Raw genomic sequence first — 25,390 nt, 5'->3', positions numbered from 1 at the left:
ACCTCATCTTTTGCTATCCAAGTGTTTATTTAGAACAACTCTAAACAGAAGAAAAAAGTTTCAAAAGATTGTAGAGTCTGTTTGAACTAAGATTTTTAGATTTTATAGTTTCAAGATTTTCAAATCCTAAAATCCTTTAATCCTACAAATCATAGTTCAGACAAATCATAGTTTGCACTAATATTTTCAAATCCTAAAATTCTTTAATTCTACAAATCATAGTTCAGGCAATGTTTGAATCATATAAATCATAGTTTAGATAAATAAATTTGACTTTGCAAAATAAAAATCCCTTATTGCGAAAATCTCAAAATTTCATCAATAAAACTTATGGAAAAGTCCATACAAGTCTCCTCCGAAGTCGGGACGCTTAGACGTCTCTTAATTCATAGTCCAGATAGTGGTTTAGGAAAAGTAGTTCCTTCAAAAGCTCAAGATTGGCTTTTTGAAGATATTATTCACTTAGACACTATGCGTAGAAAAGAGTATGATTTCTATGTAAAAACATTACTTTATTTTCTTGATTCAGAGAAGATTAAAGGAAAATTGGCTGAAATTGATGCCGACCACGAAAGGAATTTCTTTAAACCTGATAGCTCCGATTATTTCAATTCTGACAAGGTAATCGAATTGCAAAAACTCTTGGCTGAAATCCTTGAAAATGATTTGACCAAGATGAAATTGGTAGCTGCGGCTTGTGCCATTGAAAAAGAATGGTACACAACGCACGATGAACTTTTCAATTTGCCTTCCGTAGAATTAGCTAAAACTTTGATTTCAGGCACAACGCCATCTGGAGAAATGCTGTTCCCGCCAATTCCTAATTTCATTTTTACTCGTGATATTGGTATTACTATCAATGACCATATTTTACTGAATCGCCCCAAAAAACAAGCTCGTACTCGTGAGGCTCTGTTAGTTCAATATATTTTTTATAATCACCCAATTTTTGCGGAAGTTCGACAAAATTTGATTGAAATTCCTGATAATGAGACACTTTTTTTACTGCCCGAAGAGCAAGTACAAGACGCTCAGTCAACGTTGGAAGGTGGCGATGTAATGATGGTTGCTAAGAATCATTTATTAATTGGAATTTCAGAAAGAACAACCATTTATGCCGCCAAACAAGTCATAAAAATCTTGTTTGAAAAGAAAATAGTTGAGAAAATAACTTTGGTGAAAATCCCGAATAAACGTGATTATATGCACATTGACACGGTTTTTACCCAAGTGAAAAGAAATATGTGGGTTTTGTTGGGGTCGTTGGCAAAACCACAGATAAAAGCAGAAGACGAAGCTTTGATAAAAGCAGGATTATTGAAATCTCAAAAAGCAGAAGAAGTACAAATTGTACAGTTTAGACGTGAACAAGAACACGAACCACGTGAGATAGAAAGTTTAGAAGAATTATTGACCGAAATTTCGGTATATGACCTTAATTGTCAGCCGCTTGATGTGAAATTTATTTACTCTGGCAATAATGAATTCCCGTATGGAGCAAGAGAACAATGGACAGATTCTTGTAATCTTTTGGCGGTTAAAGAAGGCGTTGTCATTGGTTACGACCGTAACGATAAAACCCTCGAAGCCTTTAAAAATGCAGGTTTTGAAGCCGTGAAAATGGAAGATTTATTACAAGATTTTGAAACAGGAAAAAAGAATCCCGAAACAATTACGGATACATTCATCATGTTGCCTTCCGCCGAACTTTCCCGTGCCAGAGGAGGCTCACATTGTATGTCAATGCCAATATTGCGTTCGGAATTTTAAATTAATATAGAACACGGATTTTACGGATTGGACACGGATGAATATTCTTAGTTTTGCAGGTATTTTACGGAATTAACAAAATTCAATCTGTGTCTAATCCGTAAAATCCGTGTTCCATCATATCACACAAAAATATGCGTTCACAAACTACTTCTAATATACTCATGATTCGTCCAGTGAATTTTGGATTTAACCAAGAAACTGCCGAATCAAATGCTTTTCAAGATGCAGCATTTGGAAAGCAAAATGCAACAAAAGCTCAACAAGTTGCTTTGCAAGAATTTGATAATATGGTAGAACAATTGCGTAAATCAGGCGTAAATGTCATCGTGATTGAAGACACTGCCGAACCGCATACGCCCGACTCAATTTTTCCCAATAATTGGATTTCTTTTCATGGAAATGGCTCGGTTATTACCTATCCAATGCAGGCAGAAAATCGTCGTTTGGAGCGTCGAGAAGATATTATTCAGCAAATAGGAGAACAATTTTATATCAACCGTAGAATTGATTTGTCGGGTTCTGAACAAGATGGAAAGTTTTTAGAAGGAACAGGCTCAATGGTTCTCGACCGTAAGTTTAAAATTGCTTATGCCTGTTTGTCACCCAGAACTGATGCGGATATTTTGAAGGAATTTTCTTCCCAAATGAATTATGAAATTGTGGCGTTTAATGCCGTTGATGGTTCTGGAAAACAGATTTATCATACCAATGTGGTCATGTGCATTGGCGATATGTTTGCGGTGATTTGCTTGGAAGCCATTCCAGATTTTGACGAGCGTTTGATGGTACGAAATTCTTTGGAACAATCAGGAAAAAGAGTGGTGGAAATTACTTTGCAACAAATGAATCAATTTGCTGGAAATATGTTGGAAGTGAAAAGCGTATCAGGAAATAAAATCTTGATAATGTCGAGTTCAGCGTATCATGCTCTTACGCCTAAACAAATAGCTATTTTAGACGATTATTGTGCTATTCATCATTTTGACTTGTCTATGATTGAAGGAAATGGAGGAGGTTCGGCTCGTTGTATGATGGCAGAAGTACATTTGCCAATTAAATAAAAGGCTTATTTGTTAATGTTTTGTTAACGATAAAAAGCATTTTCTCTGTTGAAATTATATTTGAGGGTATATTCGAATAAAAATCAGGTTGATGCTTTTTGACCTAATAATATTTACAGATTAAAGGTCGTTAATGTTCCGATATTTAAAAACGTATAATCGAGAGTTTAACGATTGTTTAAGCCATATTTTTGGCAGTAAGGCATTTTTTAAGTAATTTGGCAAGGATATTGGAGAGTCAAACTCGAAAAAACATGAGAATTTACTCTTTAGTATCGTATTTTAATATCAGAATTTTATCAAGCCACTTGATTGAAAATGAGAGCATTCACCACAGAATATTGAAATGTGTTTGTAATATTTTTATCAAAAGGCATTTCAATGTTTTTGTTTAATCACTAAAAATTGTTTTTTCACATCAGACCCATGAAAAAAAGTTTTTTATCATCATTAGCGTTCTTGCTAATAAGCATCAGTTCTTTCGCACAAAAGTCATTCCAAGAATTGATGGAATATGGTGTACAACAAAGTAATATAGGAAATCATGCTTCGGCTCAAACGGCATTCTCGCAAGCAATTGCTTTGAAACCAGAAGACGCTAATGCTTACTATAACAGAGCCGTTACAAAGGCAAACCTTAAAGATAACCGTGGAGCAATCAATGATTTTGATAAAGCTCTTGAATTGAACCCAAGATACGCTGATGCTTTTGCTGGACGTGGACAAAGTAAGGCTCGTCAAGATGACCACAAAGGTGCTTTGCAAGACTATAACAGTTGTATAGCTCTTAACCCAATTGATGCAAATACTTATTTCATTCGTGGATTAAGTAAATCAAAATTAGAGAACTACAAAGGTGCATTATCTGACTTTAACAAATCGCTTGACCTTACGCCAGACAATGCTCAAGGTTATACCGCAAGAGGTGTTGTGAAACAGAAATTAGAAGATTATAGAGGAAGTTTAGACGATTTTACAAAAGCAATTGAAATTAGCCCAAAACGTTCAACTTCGTACTCTGGAAGAGCATACAGTAAAATGAAAATGGGAGATTTCAAAGGAGCAATTACAGACTATGGTAAGGCTTTAGAAATTACGCCAGAAGATGCAGAATCGTTATATTTTAGAGGATATTGTAAAAGCCAAATGGAAGATTTTCAAGGGGCTCAGGTTGATTTTGACCGTGCTTTAGGACAAGACCCTGAAAATGCTATGGCATACTATGGAAGAGGTTTTGCAAAAAGTAAATTAGGTAGTACAAAATCTGCCATTGAAGATTTTAACAAAGCTGTTTCAATTGGTAATATCGAAAACAATAAAGTTGTTTTCTCTGGAAGTATTACTAAACAAGTATTAGATGATTTAAGAAATGGCGTTCAAGAACGTTTAAAAATGGCAGAAATGTCGCCAGAACGTTCAGAAGTTTATTATAATCGTGGACTTTCAAAAGCTCGTAATGGTGAAACAAAAGCAGCAATTGATGATTATAACAAAGCAATTGCTTTGAACCCAACGTATTCAGAAGCTTATTTTACAAGAGGAATGTTGAAGTCTCAAATCAACGACCAACGTGGAGCAATTCAAGATTGTACAAATGCCATTAAATTGAACTCAAAATACGCTGAAGCATATTATGTAAGAGGAATTATTCGTCACGCTTTAGGTGATACTGACGGTTGTAATGACCTTAGTAAATCAGGGGAATTAGGATACACCCCAGCTTATTCGGTGATTAGAGATTACTGTAATTAATATCAGTTAACAGTAAACAGTTATCAAAAAGCCTCACGGAACAATTCTGTGAGGCTTTTTAATGTTTTACTGATTACTGTTAATTGTTTACTGATATTACTCAAATCTCAAATGCTTTACAGATTCGCCAGAACTTGCTAATTCTTCTAACGCATCAATCCCGATTTGTAAGTGTTTTTGAACGAAGTTCGTCGTTACTTTTTTGTCGCTTTCTTCCGTTTTTACACCGTCGGGAGTCATTGGGTTATCAGATACCAATAACAATGCACCATGTGGAATTTTATTCGCAAAGCCTACTGTGAAAATCGTAGCGGTTTCCATATCAATACCCATTGCCCGAATATCCTGTAAATACTGCTTAAATTCTTCGTCATGTTCCCAAACACGGCGGTTAGTAGTATAAACCAAACCTGTCCAATAATCCATTTCATGTTTTTTAATCATGGAAGAAACCGAACGTTGCAAACGGAAAGAAGGCAAAGCAGGTACTTCCTTAGGCATATATTCGTCGGAAGTTCCTTCGCCACGTACCGCAGCAATTGGTAAAATCAAATCTCCTAAACCCAAATTCTTTTTCAATCCACCGCATTTTCCTAAAAATAAAACGGCTTTTGGCTCAATGGCTGATAACAAATCCATCACAGTTGCCGCCATTGGTGACCCCATTCCGAAGTTGATAATAGTGATATTATTAGCGGTTGCCGTTTGCATTGGGCGGTCTAATCCCTTTATTTCCACGTCAAATTGCTCAGCGAACATTTTAACATAATTAGCAAAATTGGTCAATAAAATGTACTGTCCAAAGTCCTCCAATGGCATTCCTGTGTAACGTGGAAGCCAATTGTCCACAATTTCTTGTTTTGTTTTCATAAAAATATTTGTCGATTAATCGAAGGTTAAAGTAGAGTTTGTAACTTGGCTAAGATTCTAAAAAATATCCCCATGTCCAACGATTTAACATTACTAAACCTTCCTTCATTTGAACACAAATTAAAAAAAATCAATGACAAATTATGTATTTGGGATATTATCAGAAAAAAATATATTGTTCTCACACCCGAAGAGTGGGTTCGTCAGCACTTTATTCATTTCTTGATTAATCAATATCAATACCCCAAAAGTTTGATAAAATTAGAAAGTGGTTTGAGCTATAATCAATTAATGAAACGTACTGATATTCAGGTTTTTGACCGAACAGGAAACTTGTTTATGATTATAGAATGTAAAGCTCCTTATATCGAACTTTCACAAGCTGTTTTTGCACAAGCTGCCCAATATAATCAAGTTTTGAAAGCCCAATATTTAACCATTGCCAATGGAATGTTTTTTCATTGTTGTAAAACAGATTGGGAAAATTTACGTTTAGATTTTTTACAAGATTTACCAATGTTTGAATGATTAAAGACGTTGGCAATCAGCAATCAGCTATACACTTAAATAGCAGAAGTCATTACAATAATCGCTAAAATTTTACGAACTGATAATGAACCGAATTGATGATTATTATTCATTATCTCATTAACTTTAACCCCATAATCACAGAAAATTACCTTCGTCATGTCTAAAAAACTCCCATTATTTCTATTACTCTTTTTTGTAATTACTACTATTTCAGCTCAAAAAAAGAGCGTATCAGATACTCCTCAAACAGTTTATCCAAATAAACCTAAGTTGGTAGTTGGTATTGTTGTTGACCAAATGCGTTACGATTTTCTTTATCGTTACTATGATAAATATTCAGCAGGTGGGTTCAAACGCATGATGAATGAAGGTTTTAATTGCCGTAATCATCATTATGATTATGCTCCAACGGTAACTGCGGCAGGTCATGCCGCTATTTTTACAGGGTCTGTTCCTGCCATTGACGGAATTATCGGTAATGAATGGTTTAATCAGAAAGCGGGAAAATCGGTATATTGTGTAGAAGATTCTACTGTAAAAACAGTAGGTTCTGATAGTAAAGCAGGCTTGATGTCGCCAAAGAATTTATTGGTATCAACCATCACAGACCAATTAAAAATCGCTAATAATTTTCAGTCAAAAACTATCGGAATTGCCTTAAAAGACCGTGGAGCAATCTTGCCTGCTGGACACACTGCTAATGCCGCTTATTGGTTCGATTCTAAAAATGGTTCTTGGATTACGTCTTCGTTTTATATGAACGACTTACCGCAATGGGTACAAGATTTCAACGCTCAGAAAATGCCACAGAAATATATGGTAGAAGGTTGGAAAACGCTTTACCCTATTGAACAATACACTGAAAGCACGGCTGATAATCAAGTGTATGAAGGGAAATTAGCAGGTGAAAAAACGCCTACTTTTCCACATGAATTAGCGGCACAAGCAGGCGTAAATTTATTGGAAGTTATCAGAACGACGCCTTTTGGAAATACTTTGACGAAAGATTTTGCTTTGGCAGCCATCAAAAATGAAAACTTAGGGAAAAGTCCTAAAACAGACTTTTTAACGGTTAGTTTTTCTTCAACGGATTATGTAGGACACGCTTTTGGTCCAAATTCTATTGAAGCAGAAGATACTTATTTGCGTTTGGATAAAGACATTGCTGAGATTTTGACAAACCTTGATAATACACTCGGAAAAGATAATTATTTAGTCTTTTTGAGTGCTGACCACGGAGTTTCTGACGTTCCGGGATTTTGGCAAAGTCAACATTTACCTGCGGGCGTTTTTGATAGAGGAAGTGCTATTTCGGAAGTGAAAACTGCTTTAAAAACTGCTTTTGGCGACGGTGAATTTATCAGAGCAGAAGACAATTATCAGATTTACTTGAACAATGCCCTTTTGCAAGAGAAAAAGCTTTCTTACGCACAAGTTCATGCCGTTGTACGTGAGACTTTATTGAAGCGTGAAGACATGGCTGATGTGGTAGATTTGCACAATTTAGGAAACTCAACTTTACCAGATTATCAGTTGAAAATTGTAAAAAATGGAATCAATCCACGTCGTAGCGGAGATATTATGATGGTACTGAATCCAAGTTGGTTTATGGGTGGAAAAACAGGGACTACTCACGGAACACTTTATCGTTATGATACCCACGTACCACTTTTATTTTACGGTTGGAAAGTTAGAAATGCTGAAACAAATATGAGAACAAATATTTCAGATATTTCTCCAACCGTTGCCGATTTCTTAAGTATTTTAGAACCAAACGGAAGCATTGGAAATGTGATTCAAGGAGCTAAAAAGTAGGTTTTTGATATTTATAAGTCATGAAATTAGCCAACTATCAAAAGTTGGCTAATTTTGTAAATACCCAATTCTTAATAGAAAATGCAGTTTAGAAGAATAACCGAGCAAGACGCTGATGCGGTCTGGAATATCATTCACACCGTTATAAAATCAGGAGATACTTGGGTGTATGCCCCAGATTCGTCACGGGAGAAAATGTTAGATATTTGGTTTGAACCTTCAAAATATGCCTATGTCGCAGAAATTGATGGAGAAATCGCTGGTACATTTTTTTTGAAAGCCAATCAACCCGATTTAGGTTCACACGTTGCCAATGCAGGCTACATGGTACACCCAGATTTTCGTGGTCGAGGTCTTGCAGAAGCCATGTGCCGTTTTTCGATGGAAGAAGCTAAACGTCTTGATTTCAAAGCAATGCAGTTTAATATCGTGATGGCAACCAATACAGGAGCAATTCGGCTTTGGCAAAAATGTGGTTTTGAAATTATAGGAACATTGCCTAAAGTCTATCAACACCAAACACTTGGTTTAACGGATGCTTTAGTGATGTATCAGTGGTTGGCGTAACACAGACTTTAGTTTGTATTTTAGTTGACATAATGCAGATTTCAGTCTGTTTTTACCTACAGACTAAAGTCTGTGCTACTTAATTTAAAATTATATGTTAGAACATAATCAAAATTCAAACGTCGATTGTGATGTTGCACTTATTGGGGCAGGAATTATGAGTGCCACTTTGGGCGTATTTTTAAAAGAATTACAACCCGATTTGAAAATTCAAATTTTTGAACGTTTAGATAAAGTCGCAGCAGAAAGTTCGGACGCTTGGAATAATGCAGGAACGGGACATTCTGCTCTTTGCGAATTAAATTATACTCCTGAAAATGAGGGTGGTAGCATTGATATTCATAAAGCAATCAAGATTATAGAATCTTTTGAGGTTTCTAAACAATTTTGGGCGTATTTGGTAAAAGACGGTTATTTCTGTTCGTCAAAATCATTCATTAATGCCATTCCACATTGTAGTTTTGTGGAAGGCGAAGAGGATGTTACCTACCTTAAAAAGCGTTTTGAGGCACTTCAAAATTGCCATTTATTTGAAGGAATGCAATTTTCAGAAGATACAAAGACGCTGAAAGAATGGATGCCTTTGATGATGGAAAGCCGTGAAGAAACACAGAAAGTTGCTGCTACGCACATTGAAATTGGAACAGATGTAAATTTCGGAGAACTCACTCGAAGCCTTTTCAATCATTTGAAAGAAAGTCATGGCGTAGAGGTGTTTTTGAGTCACGAAGTAAAATCTTTAAGCCAAGATGAAGACGATAAAACGTGGACTGTGGAAATTAAAGATGAAATTAACGACGAGAAAAAATCGGTAAAAACCAAATTCGTTTTCATCGGAGCAGGTGGAGGTTCTTTAGATTTATTAGACGAATCGGACATTAAAGAGGGCGAAGGTTTTGGCGGTTTTCCTGTTAGTGGACAATGGTTGGTTTGTAAAAATGAAGATTTAATCAATCAACATCATGCCAAAGTCTATGGAAAAGCCAAAGTTGGTTCGCCTCCCATGTCAGTTCCGCATTTAGATTCTCGAATTATTGACGGTAAACAAGAATTACTTTTTGGCCCATTTGCAGGTTTTTCTACCAAGTTTTTGAAAGAAGGCTCATACCTCGATTTGCCACTTTCTATTACGGCGGATAATATTCTTCCAATGATTAGTGCAGGTTTGCATAACCTTGATTTGACTAAATATTTGATTCAACAAGTTACACAAAGCTTTGAAGATAAAATAGATGCCCTTCGTGAATTTGTACCCAACGCTCAAGCCGACGATTGGGAGTTATCCATTGCGGGTCAGCGAGTACAAGTTATCAAAAAAGACGAAGAGGAGGGAGGCGTTTTGGAATTCGGTACAGAAATCGTGGCTTCTGCCGATGGAACAATTGCGGCTTTATTAGGTGCATCACCGGGGGCATCAACATCTGTTTCAATTATGGTAGAATTGATGAAAAAATGTTTTCCAGAACAAATGCAATCAGAGGCTTGGTTGTCGAAATTGCAAGAAATGATACCATCTTACGGAAAACATTTAGCCGACGATAAAGAACTGGCGATGAAAGTTAGAAAATGGTCGCATGAAATATTAGAATTAAGCTGAGTGATTCTACTTTGTCATTTTTGAAAAAAGCCGTAGGCTTGAACTATCTTGTAGCTCCGAAATTCATTTCGGGGTGAAAATGACGTAAATCTTTAAATATTCCGTTCAAACGGAACTTTGATTGAATTTTCACTATTTCCCCGAAATAAATTTCGGGGCTACAAAATCTCCCGAGCCTACGGCTCTTTTTAGAGAAAGTTTTAAAGTGTCAAAGTAGAAGTAATTACTCAACGTGAAATGGAATATAAATTATTGGTTATTAGTATTTTAGCTAAAAAAAGTCTGAATTTGACGGTAGTTCATACCATAAAATTCAGATTTTTTCGTTAAACTTGTTAAAAAATAGATTTTAATATAAATCCTTAATGTTTGTTTTGATAAGATGCCTGCTTCATCATTATGAGCGTTATCTTACGTAACCCACGCTAAACTATGCAAACTCTTCTTACGAGTATCCTCCTACAAACCAACGTAATTAATGCCGATACTGTGGCAACTGCTACGACCACTCTTACAAAAACCGATGAAGAAATGAATATCCTAAACCTTTTAGAAAAAGGTGGTTGGGTAATGATTCCGATTTTTATTTTGTTTGCCATTGCTCTTTTCTTGTTTGTTGAACGTTATTTATACATTCGTAAAACAGCAAGAATGGATAATACTTTTTTGTTTTCTATTCGTGAAATGCTTGTGGGTGGCAACGTACAAGGTGCGGTGAATTACTGTAAAAATTCTCAATATCCAATTGCACGTATGTTGGAAAGAGGTTTGAATCGTTTAGGTTCTCCAATTCGTGATATTGAAAATGCTATTGAAAATACGGCAAGAGTAGAAATTTATAATATGGAGAAAAACCTTGGGATTCTTTCTGCCATTGCTAAAATCGCTCCAATGTTTGGTTTCTTGGGTACGGTTTCGGGTATGATTCGTACATTCCATAACATTTCGGTTGCCAACAAAATCGACATCAGTACCATTGCCAGTGGTATTTATGAGAAAATGGTAACGTCTGCTACGGGTTTGATGGTAGGTATCATTGCCTATTTCTTTTATACCATCTTGACGACAATGATTGACCGTGCAGTGAACAAAATGGAAATCACAGCTATCGACTTTTTGGATATTTTACACAAACCTGCAACGAAATAGAGTTTAGGAGTTAGGGGTTAGGAGTTAGGGGTTAGAAATGGCAATAAAATTGTTCAATCTAAACTTTATACTCTAAACTTTATACTCTAAAATCTATCCTAACAATATGAATATTAGAAAAAGACATAGAGAACAATCGGAAGTTGAAACGGGAGCATTAGCGGATATTCTTTTCTTCCTAATGATGTTTTTCTTGATGATTTCAACATTAGCAAGCCCCGATGCCATTAAATTGCTTTTACCAGAATCTTCGACGGCTCAACAAACGGCAACCAAAGAAAATATCAGAGTAACGGTTGATGAAAACAACCAATATTTTGTAGATGATAATCTTGTCCCTTTTGAAGAATTAGAGGTTTATTTGGGTGAAGAAGCCAAGAGAAAAGGCTCTGAAACTGTTATTTTGAGAATTGCTCAAGACCGTACCGTTCAAGATTTAGCCAAAGTGTATGATATTGTGGCTCGTCTAAACTTAGTAATGGTTATGGCGACAGACAAAATGTAAAAATGGATTATCTTATCATAGCTTTAAAATCAATAGCCGTTTACGCCTTCATCGTAGCGGCTATTCGCATTTTCGGAAAGAAAGAATTGTCGCAGTTATCTGTGATAGATTTAACCTTTATCTTGCTCATTTCCAATTCGGTACAAAATGCAATGGTCGGTTCAGATACAACATTGTTGGGCGGTTTTGCTGCCGCAACAGGACTATTTGCAACCAATTTTATCTTGAAAAAATTTATGTTCACACATCATTCCGTAAGTAAATTTATTCAAGGAGAGCCATTAATGTTGATTTATGAAGGAAAAGTTAGGCATCAAGCATTGGAAGCAACAGAATTTTCAATGGAAGAATTAGAAGCTGCTGTTCGTGAACATGGGGTGGCGAGTATTGAAAAAGTAAATTTAGCTATTTTGGAAGTTGATGGAAATATTAGCGTCATAGCCAATGATTACACTCACAAAACCACAAAAAAGAGAAAGACCAAGAAAATTTTGAGATAAACAAAGGGGAAGAAATATTAAGCGAAAAGCGATTTGCGATAAAGCGAATGGGTAAATTGCTGAAAAAAGCTCAGGTAGTTACTTTTTTGCGAATCTCAGTTAGTTAAGCATGAATAGCAAAAAAGAGAAAGAATAATGACAGAAATAAGTAGATAAAAGGAATTTCAATATTTCCCCTAACCCCTAACCCCTAACCCCTAACCCCTAACCCCTAACCCCTAACCCCTAACCCCTAACCCCTAAAATATGAGTGATTTACAGATACTTTTTGAGCATATATTTTACAATGATGATTTTATTAAGATTTTAGCATCAACCGCTGTTGGAGCATTGGTGGGTCTTGAAAGAGAATATCGTAGTAAATCCGCTGGCTTACGGACATTCACCTTGATTTCAGTAGGTTGTACCATTTTTACAATCTTATCTGAAAAAATGGGAATGAAAGCCTCTCCCGACCGCATTGCTGCCAATGTTGTGACGGGTATCGGTTTTTTGGGTGCAGGTGTTATTTTCAAAATGGACGACCGTGTAAAAGGTCTCACTACCGCTACCATTATCTGGGTAACGGCATCTTTAGGCATGGCAATTGGTGATGGTCATATTTTACTTTCGTTTTTAGGAACAACCGTTGTATATGTCGTATTAGGTCTTTTTGTGAAATTGGAAGTGATTATGGAGAAATACGGACGTACTCGTAATTACAAAATAGTGTGCGATTATACCCCCGAGGTTTATAGAAAATTAGAAAGTATTTTTGAACAATGTAATTTGACTGCCAAGCGAGAAAAACAAACCATTACCAAAGAAACCTTGACCAGTAATTGGTCGGTTCGTGGGCGTAGTTCAAAGCATGATAAATTAGTGAAAAAATTGATGGCAGATAAAGATATTCGAGAGTTGGAATATTGAGGAAGTTTTATGGGGGAAAGACGATTTGTAAAATGCTTTAATGTGTATTTTTTTACACATTAAAGCATTTTTTGTAGATTTTTACATCATTGCATTAATAAACAGAACGCCCAAAAGTCCTACTAAAGAAACGATACTTTCCATCATCGACCATGAGCGAAGCGTGTCTTTAATGCTCAAATTGAAATATTCTTTGAATAGCCAAAATCCGGGGTCATTCACGTGAGAGAACATCAAACTGCCTGAGCCAATTGCCAATACCATTAATTCTGGATTTACACCTGTTTGTATAACCATTGGTGCAATAATTCCCGCAGTTGTTAATCCCGCTACCGTTGCCGAGCCTACGCAAACTCGTATAATGGCTGCAACGAACCAACCCGTAATAAGTGGATTGAAAGGTAAGTCTTTCAAAATGCCAGCAATTTCATCACTAACGCCACTTTCTATCAAAATTTGTTTTAATGCTCCTGCTCCGCCAATGATTAAAATAATCATTGAAACATCTTTGACTGCATCGCTATAAAAACCCATGATTTTTTTCATAGAAACACCTCTGTTTAGTCCAAGTGTGAAAGTAGCAACGATTAAAGAAATGAGCATCACAATAGCAGGGTCGCCGATAAAAGAACTAAAAGCTTTTAAAGACTCATTTTCTTTTGCTTGAAACGTAAGAACAGTCGTAAATCCTAATAAAAAAACAGGAAGAAGAGACGTTAAAAAGCTATTGAGCGTGCTTGGTAATTGTTCATTTGGCAATGTTTCATTTTGAAAAGACTCTAATGGTTTTGAATCAATTTTCTTGAGCGTTGTGGCAAAAACTGGTCCTCCTAAAATAATAGCAGGAATAGCAATAGCTAAGCCATAAATTAATGTAAGCCCCATATTAGCGTTGAATTGAGCCACCAATGCAGCAGGAGAGGGATGTGGAGGCAGAAAACCATGAGCAACTGATAAAGATGCTAACATAGGAAGTCCCAAATACACCGCAGGGAGTTTATATTGATTTACCACCGAAAAAATAAGTGGAATCATCAACACAAATCCGACATTATAAAACAAGGGAATACCGATAATAAATCCAGTACAAACTAAACCCCAATGAATATATTTTTTTCCAAAAATGCCCATCATCACCGATGCGATTTTTTGAGCTGCTCCACTTTCTGCTACAATTTTACCTAACATTGCCCCCAAGGAAATAACAATGACCAGTGAGCCAAGCATATCACCGATTCCTTTTTGGAGAGATTTGCCAATATTTGCCAAAGGAACTCCCATACAAATACCCGCCACAATAGAAGCGATAAGAAATGCCAAAAAAGGATTGATTTTGCCCCAAGTAATGAGAAGGACTAAAAGTCCGATACATAGAAAAATGGTAATTAGCGTCATGTATGCAATTAGTAATTAACGGTGAATAATTGATATTTAATAGTATTTTAAAGATTTATAAATCAAGAAGTCTTAAATTTATTACTTTTTATGTTAATTTTTATAGGCTTGTAACAGGTTTGTATAAATAGTTTTTTGATAATGTATCGAAGTAAATGCTTCTAAAAAAGCTTATGAAGCATTTAATCTGGCATAATTGAGTAGTTTCTCTTGACATTTAAAATACAAACCGTTATCTTTGCACCTCTATTTACAAAAAAGATTTTAAACAAACACATAATATGCTGATTATCAATATCAAAGAAAACGAGTCAATCGACAAAGCGTTAAAGAGATTCAAGAAAAAATTTGAAAAAACGGGCGTAGTAAAAGCACTTCGCAAACGTTCGGCTTTTGAAAAACCATCAATTAGCCGTCGTACAGAAATTATCCGTGCGTCATACAAACAAAGAATGTACGGTAACGAAGAGGCATAGGTCATTGATTTTATTTCTAATAACATTATTTTATGTTATCAATTTAATCGTGAATTAAGCCGATAACCGTCAGCATCAAAAAGCGTTAGAATAAACTTAATAGTTTGTTTTAACGCTTTTTTTATGGAAATTTACAGAGTAAAATAGACCACGGATTGTACAGATTTAAAGGATTTTCACTGATAAAGGTATTATCTTAAAATATAGAAATCAGTGTGAATCTGTTAAATCCGTACAATCTGTGGTCTATTTTTATTGAAGCTAACTCATGAATGAAATAATATCTTTTTTCCTCAAATACATCAAATACGAAAAACGTAGTAGCGAACATACCGTGACTGCTTATGGGATTGATATGAAGCAATTTGATGAATATTTAGTCAAATCTTATGACTTTCATCATCCGCAATTAGCTGATTTTCAGATGATTCGTTCTTGGATTGTTTCGATGGTGGAAGGGAAGGTTGAAAATCGTTCTGTAAATCGAAAAATTGCTACGCTGCGGACTTTTTATAAGTTTTTATTGCAGAAAAAAGTCATTGAAAAAGACCCAATGCTTAAAATCTCAGCATTGAAAACGCAAAAAAATATTCCCGAATTTGTACGAGAAAAAGAATTGGATTCACTCTTAGACGATGTAGAATTTCCAGATGATTTTGCAGGTGTACGAGATAAATTAATTTTAGAATTACTATACGGGACAGGAATGCGTTTGTCGGAAATGATTGATTTGAAGGAAACGGATATTGATTTTTATAATCGAACGGTTACGGTTTTGGGTAAACGCAACAAACAAAGAATAATCCCGATTAGTCAGTCGTTGATAAAATTGATTCAAGATTACCAAAACTTTAAAAATACCGAAGGATTAGCACACGAATATTTGATAGTTTCTGAAAAAGGAAATCAGGCTTATCCTGTTATGATTCAGCGAATTACGAAAAAATACTTGTCTTTAGTAACAACATTGGTAAAGAAATCTCCCCATATTTTGCGACATTCCTACGCTACGCATTTACTCAATAATGGAGCAGAATTAACGGCTATTAAAGATCTCTTAGGACACTCTTCACTCTCAGCAACGCAAGTTTATACGCACAATTCGATGGAGAAAATCAAGAAGATTTATGAGCAGGCACATCCGAAGGCGTGAGGTGTTTATGATATTTTTCGTCTGGAATCAACAATGTTTAATAGTATAACTTGTTGATTAACAGTAGTGTAATATAAATAATTGTAAGGTGGGATAAGCAATTTTCTCAATGAAGTTATTTCGGGATGAGATGTTCCTAAATATGGATTCATCTCTAATAATGTTAATCTTTCTATTATTTTATTCGTAAACTCTTCTGCTACTTCAAATGACCATTTTTTCAATAATGAATCAATAATATCTTTATAATTTTCACGAGATTCTCTTGACCAAATTATTTCGTAAGCCATTGTTGAGTTTCTTTTTTAATTTGTTCATTGGTGTAAAGTTTTCCTTGTTTTACTTCAAAAATGGACTTATCAAATTGTTTTAGCCTATCCACAGTCAAGTCAGAGAAGTCTTCTGAAGATTTATGAAATTGCTCTACTAAACATTCATAAATTTTCTTTAAATATTCCATATCTTGAATTTCATCAATCAATCTGTGAAATTCAGTTTTTAATTCTATTTCGGAATCAATTGTTAGTGCCATAGTTTTTCTTTTTTCAAAGATAATAATTTTGGAATAGATGTTTATTTCTCACTGAAGTTTATTTTCAAATCATCAATCGTATCATTACCTGTCATTGCGAACGCAGTGAAGCAATCTGTTGGACTGAGAAATGATATTCAAACACCATTGCATCAATCAAACGGATTGCTTCACTACGTTCGGAATGACAGACATTTATACATTTTTATACTACGTTTTCAATGACAGCAATTTCTTATCTAAAATCTTCTTCATCTTCATCAAATTTGAAATTATCCAAATCAAATAAAGAATCTGTTAAATCTTTGAATTGTAAGCCTTTTTCTAGATTTTTCTTAGAAATAATTGAGAATTCTGATAAACCGTGTAACACAAATTCCATCATAAACAACTTCTCACGACCTTGTATTTGAGGATAAACTTTTTCAATTAAATCGTCTAAACCATCAATGGTTCTAAGTCGTGCTGAATAATCGGAATCGGAACTATCATTCAAAATATCCATTGTGTTTCCGTCCATAAACCAATCAATAATTGGTTTGTATGGATTTTTACCTGCTTTATCTTTCGCTGCTTTCTTAATTTTTTCTGGGTCAGGGAAATAATTTAGAAATTGCGTTCTGATAGCTTTCCCGATAAGGTTTTGAGCCACAATAACAGGACCTTCCACTTCTCCTTCGTAAACCAATTCTACCTTTCCACAAACGGCAGGAATTACGCCAATAAGGTCAGCTACACGCACATAAGTTTTATCTTCTCCGTTTAGTAAAGCACGTCTTTCTGAGGCAGAAACCAAGTTTTCGTAAGCTGAAATCGTCATACGAGCAGAAACTCCCGACTTTGCATCAACATATTCAGAAGCACGAGCTTCAATGGCAATTTGCTCAATCAAATCGTCCATGATATGATTTGTTGTAACAATTTCTTCTTGTCCATCTTTCAATTTTGCTTCTTGCAGGGTAATCTTTTTGCCAATCTCCAAAGTCTTTGGATAATGGGTAACTATCTGAGAATCAATACGGTCTTTCAATGGTGTGACGATTGAGCCACGATTGGTATAGTCTTCTGGATTGGCAGTAAAAACAAACTGTAAGTCTAAAGGCAAACGAATTTTGAAACCACGAATTTGAATATCGCCTTCTTGCAAAATATTGAATAAAGAAACCTGAATACGAGCCTGTAAATCAGGTAATTCGTTAATCACAAAAATACAACGGTGTGAACGTGGAATGAGTCCGAAGTGAACCACACGTTCATCAGAATAAGGTAATTTCAAGGTTGCCGCTTTGATGGGGTCAGCATCACCGATAAGGTCAGCTACCGAAACGTCAGGCGTTGCCAATTTTTCGGTATAGCGGTCGTCACGGTGTAGCCAAGTTACGGGCGTTAAATCCCCATGTTCAGCAATTAAATCTTTGGCAAAACGTGAAAGCGGTTGCATGGGGTCATCATTCAATTCTGAGCCTTTTACAACAGGTACGTATTCATCTAAAAGGTTAACCATCAAGCGAGCAATACGGGTTTTGGCTTGTCCACGAAGCCCCAAAAGATTGATGTGGTGTTGAGATAAAATGGCTCTTTCAATATCAGGAATTACGGTATCTTCAAAGCCCCAAATTCCTTCAAAAACCTTCTCTTTATTTTTGATTTTTAGGATAAGATTCTCTCGCAATTCGTCTTTGATAGACTTAGGTTTATATCCAGACGCTTTCAATGCACTAAGCGTATTGATTTTCAAAAGGTCTTCTGATGTTAGGTTTTTGTATGACATTACAAAGCTTTATTTTAATGAAATGTATATGTAGAACAACAATTTAAGCTTCAAAAAGTTTCTTTTAGTCTTATAAATACTTTGAGTAAGATAGTGTATTGAGGCTTTATCCGATTTATTAAACGGTAAAAACTAATTGAGTATTCTAATTAAATGAAATTAATAAAATGGTAGTTTTACGTAGTTAATTTATAACGTATAATGTATATATCTATCAAAATAAAAACTCAAAAATATTATGGAAAAATTGAAACAAATGGCAGCTGTTTTATTGATGTTGACTGCTTCTACTGTGAAAACTATTGGACAAACTCAAGCACCATTAACCGTAAAAAATCAGTTAATTATTGATTCTCAGGGTAATGGAAGTGGGCTTAAATTTACAGGTCTGAATTCTTCAACTTCAGTTTCAACTGTTCCTGCTAAGGTTTTGACTTTGGATACCGATGGCAATGTTTTAATGGGAAATATGCCCACCATTCCTACGATACCTGTTGGAGCTACTGTTTGGGATTTGAGCAATAATGTGGCATCAACGGCGGCAGGAAGCGTAGTTATTGGAACAGGAGTAACCATTCCTGCTAATAATCCTTATAGTTTATATGTATCAAAAGGGATTTTGACTGAAAAAATGAGAGTTGCCGTAGGAGGTTCATCATTTTGGGCAGATTATGTTTTTGATAAAAAATATCAATTACCAACTTTGAGTAAGGTAGAAAAATTTATAAATGAGAATAAACACTTACCAGATGTTCCATCGGCAGAGGAAGTGTCAAAAAATGGGATAGATTTTGTTGAAATGCAGGCAACTTTATTAAGAAAAATTGAAGAATTGACCCTTTATACTATCAAACAAGAAAAAGAGTTGAAGAAGCTAAAAAGAGAAATTAATTATCTGAAAAAGAAATAGAAAGTCTTATGATTTTTTATTCATTGTAATTCAATTTTTTCTAATCTTCTTTATCATCTTGTTTCGATGAAAAATAAAATAAAATCTATAATTGCCTTAGTAATAGTGTGTGGGTGTTATTGTTCATCAATTTTAGCACAATCACGAACCAGCCGTTTATCGGAAATACTTTTTAAAACAACTGGCGTTAATCTTCAAGCTACTTCCTCCATAGCTAAGCCTGTTAAATTATTTCAGGGAACTGCTTTATCGGCAAACTCAAAAAACCTTGTTGCGAAAAATCTTATTGGAGACAATACCAATAATTTATATGGTTTGGATGTAAATAAGAAGGTTTCTGACAGCTTAATTTTAGCAAGACCCAATTTGTTGGTTTTACAAATTCCAATAGGAGAAAATGCTTTTGTAACACTCAATTTAGCAAGGGTAAATTTAAGTGAATTTAAAGTGGTCAATAGTAAAGACAAAGATGTAACCTCGACGCTTGCAAATTCTGTTCATTATCAAGGAGTTTTTAGCGGAGTAGATGAACCATCGGTTGCTTCTATTTCCATTTTTAGTGATGGTTCAATAATGGGAATGTTGTCTTCAAATGGTTTAGGGAATCGTATTATTGGCAAATCAAATGTTACGTCAAGTTCTCATGTTATTTATAACGTTGATGATTTGAAAATGACGAAAGAATTTGCCTTTAATTGTTCTACTGATGACCGTGAAATACAAGGATTGACTCAAGAAAATGTCCCTGCTTTATTAAATAATGCAGGTAATTCAACTTGTAAGGATATTAAAATGTATTTTGAATGTGATAATGCTTTGTATCAGGCAAAAGGAAGTACGATACAAGGGGTTATTCAATATATGACAGGTATTTTGAATCAAGTAACAACTCTTTACAAGAATGAATCAATAAACATGATTGTGTCTGAGATAAAGGTTTGGGATACTCTTGACCCTTATGCTTCAATTACCTCCACAAGTACCTTAGTCACTACTTTTAGTAATACCCTTAATGGTAATTTTAATGGCGATATTGCCCATTTTGTCAGTGGTCGTTTATCAACATTGGGAGGAGGTATTGCCAATGCCATTCCTGCGAGATTGTGCGTAAATGGTAAAAAAGAAATGTGTTGTGTTAGTGCTATTGAAACTACGTATCAACCTTTACCAACGTACTCATGGACAGTGATGGTACTAACGCATGAAATGGGGCATATATTAGGTTCTCGTCACACACATTATTGTGGTTGGGTTGGTGGCCCAATTGATGGTTGTTCGGGTTTTGCAGAAGCTGATAGTTCTGGTAATAGTTGTTCAGTAGGTCCAATTCCATCAGTTGGCGGAACAATTATGAGTTATTGTCATCTGCAATCAGTTGGAATCAATATGTCGTTAGGGTTTGGGCCTCAACCCGGAAATTTGCTGAGAGCAAAAATTGCCGCTGCTACTTGTTTTACTACGGGTTCTATAACTGCCGACCCAAGTAATCTCCAAGTTTTAAGTACAACAGGTAACGCCGCTCAAGTGCAGTGGGATGTTATTAGCGGAGCAACTTATTATGCCATTGAGTACCGAGTCTTAGGAAGTAGTACGTGGCTTTTTGGTGGAACAGTTAATACAAATTCATTTGTCATTACAGGTTTATCCTTTAATACAACTTTTGAATGGCGAGTTAGGTCCTCTTGTTCAAATTTTACACAAGGAACCAATTTTTCAACTCCACAAGCAGCTTTACAAATTACGATAAGCCCTCAAACACCCTCAACATTATGTATCAACTCCACAATTTCCATTGATTATACAGTGGCAGGGAGTTTCAATAGTGGCAATGTAATGAGCTTACAATTAATAAATAGTAGTAATAATATTGTTTACACCATTGGAAATACAAGTAGTAGCATTAGTGGTAGTATTCAAGGAACGATAAATAATTCTATTCCAAGTGGTACTTATAGAGTGCGTTTGGATGGGTCTTCTCCTGCTATATCAAGTTTAGTAAGTACGCAATTAATTACTATTTCCAGTACAGTTGCTCCAAGTCTTCCAACCATTACAACGTCTAATAATACCGATAATGGTTTTGATATTACAGCAATATCGTCTAACGCACAAAGTTCAGTTTATTACATTATAGTAGGACAAGGAGCTACGGCTCCAACAGCTCAACAAATTATAGACGGAAAAGCGGCTAATGGATTTCAAGCAATACGAGCAGGTTCAATACTTATAACTACACCTAATAGTCCTATTATGAAAAATGTAAGTGGTTTGCTTTCTGGAACAGGTTATGACATTTATGTAACTATTTTAGCTTCAACAAGTGGTTGTCCAAGTAGTGTGTTAAAAGTTTCAGCCACCACTACGGGGGCATTACTAACTTATTGTGAGCCTTCATTGAACTGTACGAGCTACTCTACATTGATTAGTAATTTCAAAATGCCGCTTGCAGGATTAAATAATACTTCTACTTGTTCTGGAAGTACAGGATTTGGATTTAATAATTTGAATGCCTATGATTTAGCTGTTGGAAGTGCCTATAGTTTTAGTCTTACAACTGGCACCTATCCTGAATATATCTATATATGGATTGATTATAATAAAGACGGGTCTTTTTCTTCAAATGAACAAGTATTTGTAAGTACTGGTACATATAATAATCATACAGGTTCGATACAAATACCTGCCAATAGTATAACTGGTTTGACTCGAATGAGAGTAATGGCTACTTACAACTACTATACGCCTAATAGCTGTTTGAATAGTCAAACTTATGGAGAAGCAGAAGATTATTTAGTTAATATCGGTTGTGTTACAACGGTAGCTGCTCCAACGAATCTTCAGCGTACCGCCATCAAAGCAAATAAAGCAACCTTTACTTGGAATGGAAGTTCGACATATAATACGTATCAACTTCGATATAAAAAATTAGGAAATACTACTTGGGACTCTACTGCTATTGTTGTTGGGGCAACTTCAGTTACATTAGAATCTTTCTTACCTAATACAACATACCAATGGGAAGTAGGCGGAGGATGTTCGGGATATTCGGCAGGAGCTAATTTTACAACATTAGTTGGTCAAGTTAATATTGTACCATTGGCTAATAGTAATTTATGTAAAGGAAGCTCTGTAAATCTATATTACTCATCTATTTTAAATACTGCCAATACAAGCCTTAAAGTAGAAATGTCTAATAATAATGGAAGTTTTGCCAATCCAACAACACTGGGTTCGACAAATATAATATTGGCTTCTGGTGGACTGATTTCGTGTGTACTTCCACAAACGGCTTTGGGTAACTATAAAGTACGAATTATCACTCAGCCCAATTTAGTAATTAGCGATACCGTTTCAATTTCAATAACCAATCAAAGTGCTAAAGCTGTTCAACAGGCAATCGTTTCAGTAGTACCCGACGAAAGCTTGAAATTAAAATTTAAAGCTTCTAATACTGGTATGATTTACTTCGTTGTAATTCCAGTCTCAAGTACTACCTTACCAACTTACCAGCAAGTCATATCAGGTTTAGATTCTTATGGAAATATAGCTTATATCAAAGATTCGCTAATGATTTCAGATTCATCACGGTATTCTTCAATTGTGAGAAAGTTTGCTTATAAAGGTTATTATACACTTTGTTCAGTTTTTAAGGATGATAATCCATGTTCACAAAATGTTTTTGTTTCACCTTTTTATAAGCCGACTGGGGTTGTGCCAGGGACAACGGGTGGTTATTGTAGTCCGTCAATGTATTGTGAAACAGGATATTATGTTTCGAAGATTTCGATAGCCAATACAACCTTGAATCTTCAAAAAACAACAGGTTGTGGGCTTTACACACAATATACCAATCAAACTCATAATTTATCATTGGCAACTACTTATAATGTAGCTGTTAACTCGCCTAATATTACCTTTTTAACGATTTGGATTGATAAAAATAATAATCAAATCTTTGAAACAAGTGAACTTATTTACCAAAGTACAACCAATATGCTTTCGCACGCAACTACTATCAATACCAATAATTATGCAATAGGGCAATATAGAATGAGAGTTGTCATTAGAGTATATGGAACGGTATTTGACCCATGTTTATCAGGTTATTATGGAGAAGCAATGGATTTTATTTTGAATATAGGAAATGCAAATTGTTGGGATTATAATTTTACAACCTTAGTATCTCCAACCGATGATGTAGAAGCAAATGAAAATATTCGTCGTGTCGCTAAAGGATTTGATATTAGTAATAAAGTAAATGCTGACGGACGATTAATGCTTGATTACCAACAAGCAGTTGACTTTACACCGGGTTTTGATTCTCAAAAAACAGGTGTTTTTTCAATCAATCAATCTACCAATTGTCCTTCTGTAAATACAAACTCGGTAATTAAAAATTCCGAAAAGTAAGTTTCAAGAGGTTGTCACAAAAGTTTCAAGTATTTCAGACTACAATTTGTTTGATTTCCTTCATGCTTTTAGAACTATCAACTATTTGTCGCTGACAAATTTAGACCATAGATTGAATGGGTTTTACAGATTTACAGTCAGATGAAATAAAGAAAAATCTGCGTAAATCAATATAACCCGTTTCATCAGTGGTCTATCGTTTGTCTTGTAACAAACCCTTTATAGTTCCGAAAACTTTTGAGACAACCTCTTTTCCCTTTTTAATTCTCTAAAATCTATTCTCTATTATCTCACATTCTTCCGACGGTTTTTCTCATAATCCTCAAAAATAAATTCACCTAAACCTTTCAACGAAGAATAATACGCTCGTCCGTTGTTGATTTTGGTAAATTCTTGGACAAATTCTTTCAAATATTCATCTCTCGCAATCATGAAAGTCGTTACAGGAATTTTCAATCTTCTACACTGTGCCGCTAACGTGAGCGTTTTATTCAGAATCTTTTTGTCTAAGCCAAACGAGTTTTTATAGTATTTGATACCTTCTTTCAAACAGGTAGGTTTGCCATCAGTAATCATAAAAATTTGCTTGTTTTTATTCTTTCTTCTTCGCAATAAATCCATCGCCAATTCCAATCCTGCGACGGTATTGGTATGATAAGGACCAACTTCTAAATAAGGTAAATCACGCACTTGAATTTGCCAAGCATCATTTCCAAATACAATTACGTCCAACGTGTCTTTGGGATATTTGGTCATAATAAGCTCCGCCATTGCCATTGCTACTTTTTTGGCGGGCGTAATTCTGTCTTCACCATAAAGAATCATCGAATGCGAAATATCAATCATTAAAACCGTAGAAGTTTGAGCTTTATACTCTTTGTCCATGATTTCGAGGTCATTTTCTGTGAGCATAAAATGTTCTAAACCATTGTTTATCTGAGCATTTCGGATTGATTCAGTCATGGCAATTTGTTCCATCGAATCTCCGAATTGAAATTCTCGACGGTCGGTATTATTTTCATCGCCCGTGCCTTGATAAGGCGTTCGGTGATTTCCTGAATTACTGGTTTTCTTTAATTTGCCGAAAATTTCATCTAAAGATTGTTTCCGAATAGATTGCTCACCTTTGGCAGTAAGAATTTGTTGTTCTTCGCCATCTTCGTTTTTCTCTTCTTTGATGTAACCTTTGGCTTTTAAATCATCTATAAAATCAGCAATTCCGTAAGTTTCATCAGTCAAATTATATTGTTTGTCCAACTGTGTAAGCCACGACAATGCTTCTGAAACATTGCCCGCTGTCATGGTAATTAGCTGATTGAAAATATCAAGCAATTGGTCAAATTTGGCTTTTTTGCCATCTTCTTGTTCTTCGGGTATATATTCAGAGAAACGATAACCTATCATATAATTTCGGATTTAGGATTTTCGATGTTGTTCGCATTTTTTTGTTTGAACTTGGATTCGTGGGATTAGATTAGAGGATTTTGTTGACAAATATTCTAATCCAAAAATCTTTGAATCTTACAAATCCAAGTTCTAATACGAAAGTTCACAGTACCATTCTAACAACAAAACATTATATCAAGTTCTTCCACCGTAAATCTTTCATTTAATTGGCAGGGAGTTTGCCTTGTTGATGAAAATAACAATTGTAGCAGACGATTGTTTAGTATTACTTACAAACTAAGAGCTTATCCGCTTTGAGGTTGATAGC

At 35.2% G+C, this 25,390-nt stretch carries 22 protein-coding genes; 15 read left to right on the top strand and 7 right to left on the bottom strand.

Going from position 1 to position 25,390, the window contains the following annotated elements; all coding sequences use genetic code 11:
• The first annotated feature begins 330 nt into the window (after nucleotides 1-330).
• The 3 genes from LV89_RS16775 to LV89_RS16765 all read left to right on the top strand — a co-directional run bounded on the left by LV89_RS16775 (nucleotide 331) and on the right by LV89_RS16765 (nucleotide 4,586).
• On the top strand, nucleotides 331-1,770 hold the full coding sequence (locus LV89_RS16775; protein ID WP_109744079.1) for an arginine deiminase family protein: 1,440 nt from the start codon (nucleotides 331-333) through the stop codon (nucleotides 1,768-1,770).
• A gap of 134 nt (nucleotides 1,771-1,904) precedes the next feature.
• On the top strand, nucleotides 1,905-2,834 hold the full coding sequence (gene ctlX, locus LV89_RS16770; RefSeq protein WP_109744078.1) for a citrulline utilization hydrolase CtlX: 930 nt from the start codon (nucleotides 1,905-1,907) through the stop codon (nucleotides 2,832-2,834).
• 426 nt (nucleotides 2,835-3,260) lie between these two features.
• Nucleotides 3,261-4,586 (top strand): tetratricopeptide repeat protein, encoded by a 1,326-nt coding sequence (locus LV89_RS16765; protein ID WP_109744077.1) that lies wholly within the window; start codon nucleotides 3,261-3,263, stop codon nucleotides 4,584-4,586.
• A 96-nt stretch (nucleotides 4,587-4,682) separates the two neighbouring features.
• Here the strand turns inward: LV89_RS16765 and LV89_RS16760 are convergent, their stop codons facing one another.
• On the bottom strand, nucleotides 4,683-5,456 hold the full coding sequence (locus LV89_RS16760; protein WP_109744076.1) for an AMP nucleosidase: 774 nt from the start codon (nucleotides 5,454-5,456) through the stop codon (nucleotides 4,683-4,685).
• Between the two features lie 72 nt (nucleotides 5,457-5,528).
• On the opposite strand from LV89_RS16760, the gene LV89_RS16755 reads away from it, so the two are divergent.
• On the top strand, nucleotides 5,529-5,984 hold the full coding sequence (locus tag LV89_RS16755) for a type I restriction enzyme HsdR N-terminal domain-containing protein (protein ID WP_109744075.1): 456 nt from the start codon (nucleotides 5,529-5,531) through the stop codon (nucleotides 5,982-5,984).
• Nucleotides 5,985-6,019: 35 nt separating this feature from the next.
• Here LV89_RS16755 and LV89_RS25830 read toward each other — a convergent pair whose 3' ends face one another.
• Nucleotides 6,020-6,145: a hypothetical protein gene (locus LV89_RS25830; RefSeq protein WP_262509867.1), complete on the bottom strand. Its 126-nt coding sequence runs from the start codon at nucleotides 6,143-6,145 to the stop codon at nucleotides 6,020-6,022.
• Between LV89_RS25830 and pafA the strand changes: the two genes are divergently transcribed.
• From pafA to LV89_RS16720, 7 genes are all read left to right on the top strand, one after another.
• Nucleotides 6,144-7,802 carry an alkaline phosphatase PafA gene (pafA, locus tag LV89_RS16750; protein ID WP_109744074.1) on the top strand — a complete coding sequence of 553 codons (1,659 nt, stop codon included), beginning with the start codon at nucleotides 6,144-6,146 and terminating at the stop codon, nucleotides 7,800-7,802. The genes LV89_RS25830 and pafA overlap by 2 nt on opposite strands.
• Before the next feature lie 81 nt (nucleotides 7,803-7,883).
• A complete protein-coding gene (locus LV89_RS16745) occupies nucleotides 7,884-8,369 on the top strand; it encodes a GNAT family N-acetyltransferase (RefSeq protein ID WP_109744073.1) in 486 nt (161 codons plus the stop codon).
• A 94-nt stretch (nucleotides 8,370-8,463) separates the two neighbouring features.
• Nucleotides 8,464-9,966: a malate:quinone oxidoreductase gene (locus LV89_RS16740; RefSeq protein ID WP_109744072.1), complete on the top strand. Its 1,503-nt coding sequence runs from the start codon at nucleotides 8,464-8,466 to the stop codon at nucleotides 9,964-9,966.
• Between the two features lie 432 nt (nucleotides 9,967-10,398).
• Nucleotides 10,399-11,115, top strand: coding sequence for a MotA/TolQ/ExbB proton channel family protein (locus LV89_RS16735; RefSeq protein WP_109744071.1), 717 nt, complete (start codon nucleotides 10,399-10,401; stop codon nucleotides 11,113-11,115).
• A gap of 106 nt (nucleotides 11,116-11,221) precedes the next feature.
• A complete protein-coding gene (locus LV89_RS16730; RefSeq protein ID WP_109744070.1) occupies nucleotides 11,222-11,620 on the top strand; it encodes an ExbD/TolR family protein in 399 nt (132 codons plus the stop codon).
• 2 nt (nucleotides 11,621-11,622) lie between these two features.
• Entirely contained in the window at nucleotides 11,623-12,120 is a 498-nt protein-coding gene (locus LV89_RS16725) for a DUF421 domain-containing protein (RefSeq protein WP_109744069.1), read from the top strand.
• Between the two features lie 246 nt (nucleotides 12,121-12,366).
• On the top strand, nucleotides 12,367-13,029 hold the full coding sequence (locus LV89_RS16720; protein WP_109744068.1) for an MgtC/SapB family protein: 663 nt from the start codon (nucleotides 12,367-12,369) through the stop codon (nucleotides 13,027-13,029).
• A gap of 81 nt (nucleotides 13,030-13,110) precedes the next feature.
• Here LV89_RS16720 and LV89_RS16715 read toward each other — a convergent pair whose 3' ends face one another.
• The gene (locus tag LV89_RS16715; protein ID WP_109744067.1) at nucleotides 13,111-14,424 is read right to left on the bottom strand and encodes a gluconate:H+ symporter; all 1,314 of its coding nucleotides are present in this window, start codon (nucleotides 14,422-14,424) and stop codon (nucleotides 13,111-13,113) included.
• Between the two features lie 281 nt (nucleotides 14,425-14,705).
• Between LV89_RS16715 and rpsU the strand changes: the two genes are divergently transcribed.
• On the top strand, nucleotides 14,706-14,900 hold the full coding sequence (rpsU, locus tag LV89_RS16710; protein WP_109744066.1) for a 30S ribosomal protein S21: 195 nt from the start codon (nucleotides 14,706-14,708) through the stop codon (nucleotides 14,898-14,900).
• 268 nt (nucleotides 14,901-15,168) lie between these two features.
• Complete coding sequence (locus LV89_RS16705; RefSeq protein WP_109744065.1) at nucleotides 15,169-16,053, top strand: phage lytic cycle repressor MrpR family protein; 885 nt, start codon at nucleotides 15,169-15,171, stop codon at nucleotides 16,051-16,053.
• Nucleotides 16,054-16,058: 5 nt separating this feature from the next.
• Here LV89_RS16705 and LV89_RS16700 read toward each other — a convergent pair whose 3' ends face one another.
• From LV89_RS16700 to LV89_RS16690, 3 genes are all read right to left on the bottom strand, one after another.
• Nucleotides 16,059-16,343: a type II toxin-antitoxin system RelE/ParE family toxin gene (locus LV89_RS16700; protein ID WP_109744064.1), complete on the bottom strand. Its 285-nt coding sequence runs from the start codon at nucleotides 16,341-16,343 to the stop codon at nucleotides 16,059-16,061.
• Nucleotides 16,328-16,585, bottom strand: coding sequence for a hypothetical protein (locus LV89_RS16695; protein ID WP_109744063.1), 258 nt, complete (start codon nucleotides 16,583-16,585; stop codon nucleotides 16,328-16,330). Before LV89_RS16695 ends, LV89_RS16700 begins: the two co-directional genes overlap by 16 nt.
• A gap of 235 nt (nucleotides 16,586-16,820) precedes the next feature.
• Nucleotides 16,821-18,356: a MoxR family ATPase gene (locus LV89_RS16690; protein ID WP_109744062.1), complete on the bottom strand. Its 1,536-nt coding sequence runs from the start codon at nucleotides 18,354-18,356 to the stop codon at nucleotides 16,821-16,823.
• 238 nt (nucleotides 18,357-18,594) lie between these two features.
• On the opposite strand from LV89_RS16690, the gene LV89_RS16685 reads away from it, so the two are divergent.
• A complete protein-coding gene (locus tag LV89_RS16685) occupies nucleotides 18,595-19,266 on the top strand; it encodes a hypothetical protein (protein WP_109744061.1) in 672 nt (223 codons plus the stop codon).
• Between the two features lie 66 nt (nucleotides 19,267-19,332).
• Nucleotides 19,333-23,676, top strand: coding sequence for a GEVED domain-containing protein (locus tag LV89_RS16680; RefSeq protein ID WP_109744060.1), 4,344 nt, complete (start codon nucleotides 19,333-19,335; stop codon nucleotides 23,674-23,676).
• Between the two features lie 285 nt (nucleotides 23,677-23,961).
• Here LV89_RS16680 and LV89_RS16675 read toward each other — a convergent pair whose 3' ends face one another.
• Entirely contained in the window at nucleotides 23,962-25,080 is a 1,119-nt protein-coding gene (locus LV89_RS16675) for a vWA domain-containing protein (protein WP_109744059.1), read from the bottom strand.
• Nucleotides 25,081-25,390: the final 310 nt, after the last annotated feature.

This window comes from Arcicella aurantiaca (assembly GCF_003148625.1).
GTDB classification, from domain to species: Bacteria; Bacteroidota; Bacteroidia; order Cytophagales; family Spirosomataceae; genus Arcicella; species Arcicella aurantiaca.
This window is presented reverse-complemented; position numbering and strand designations above follow the sequence as displayed.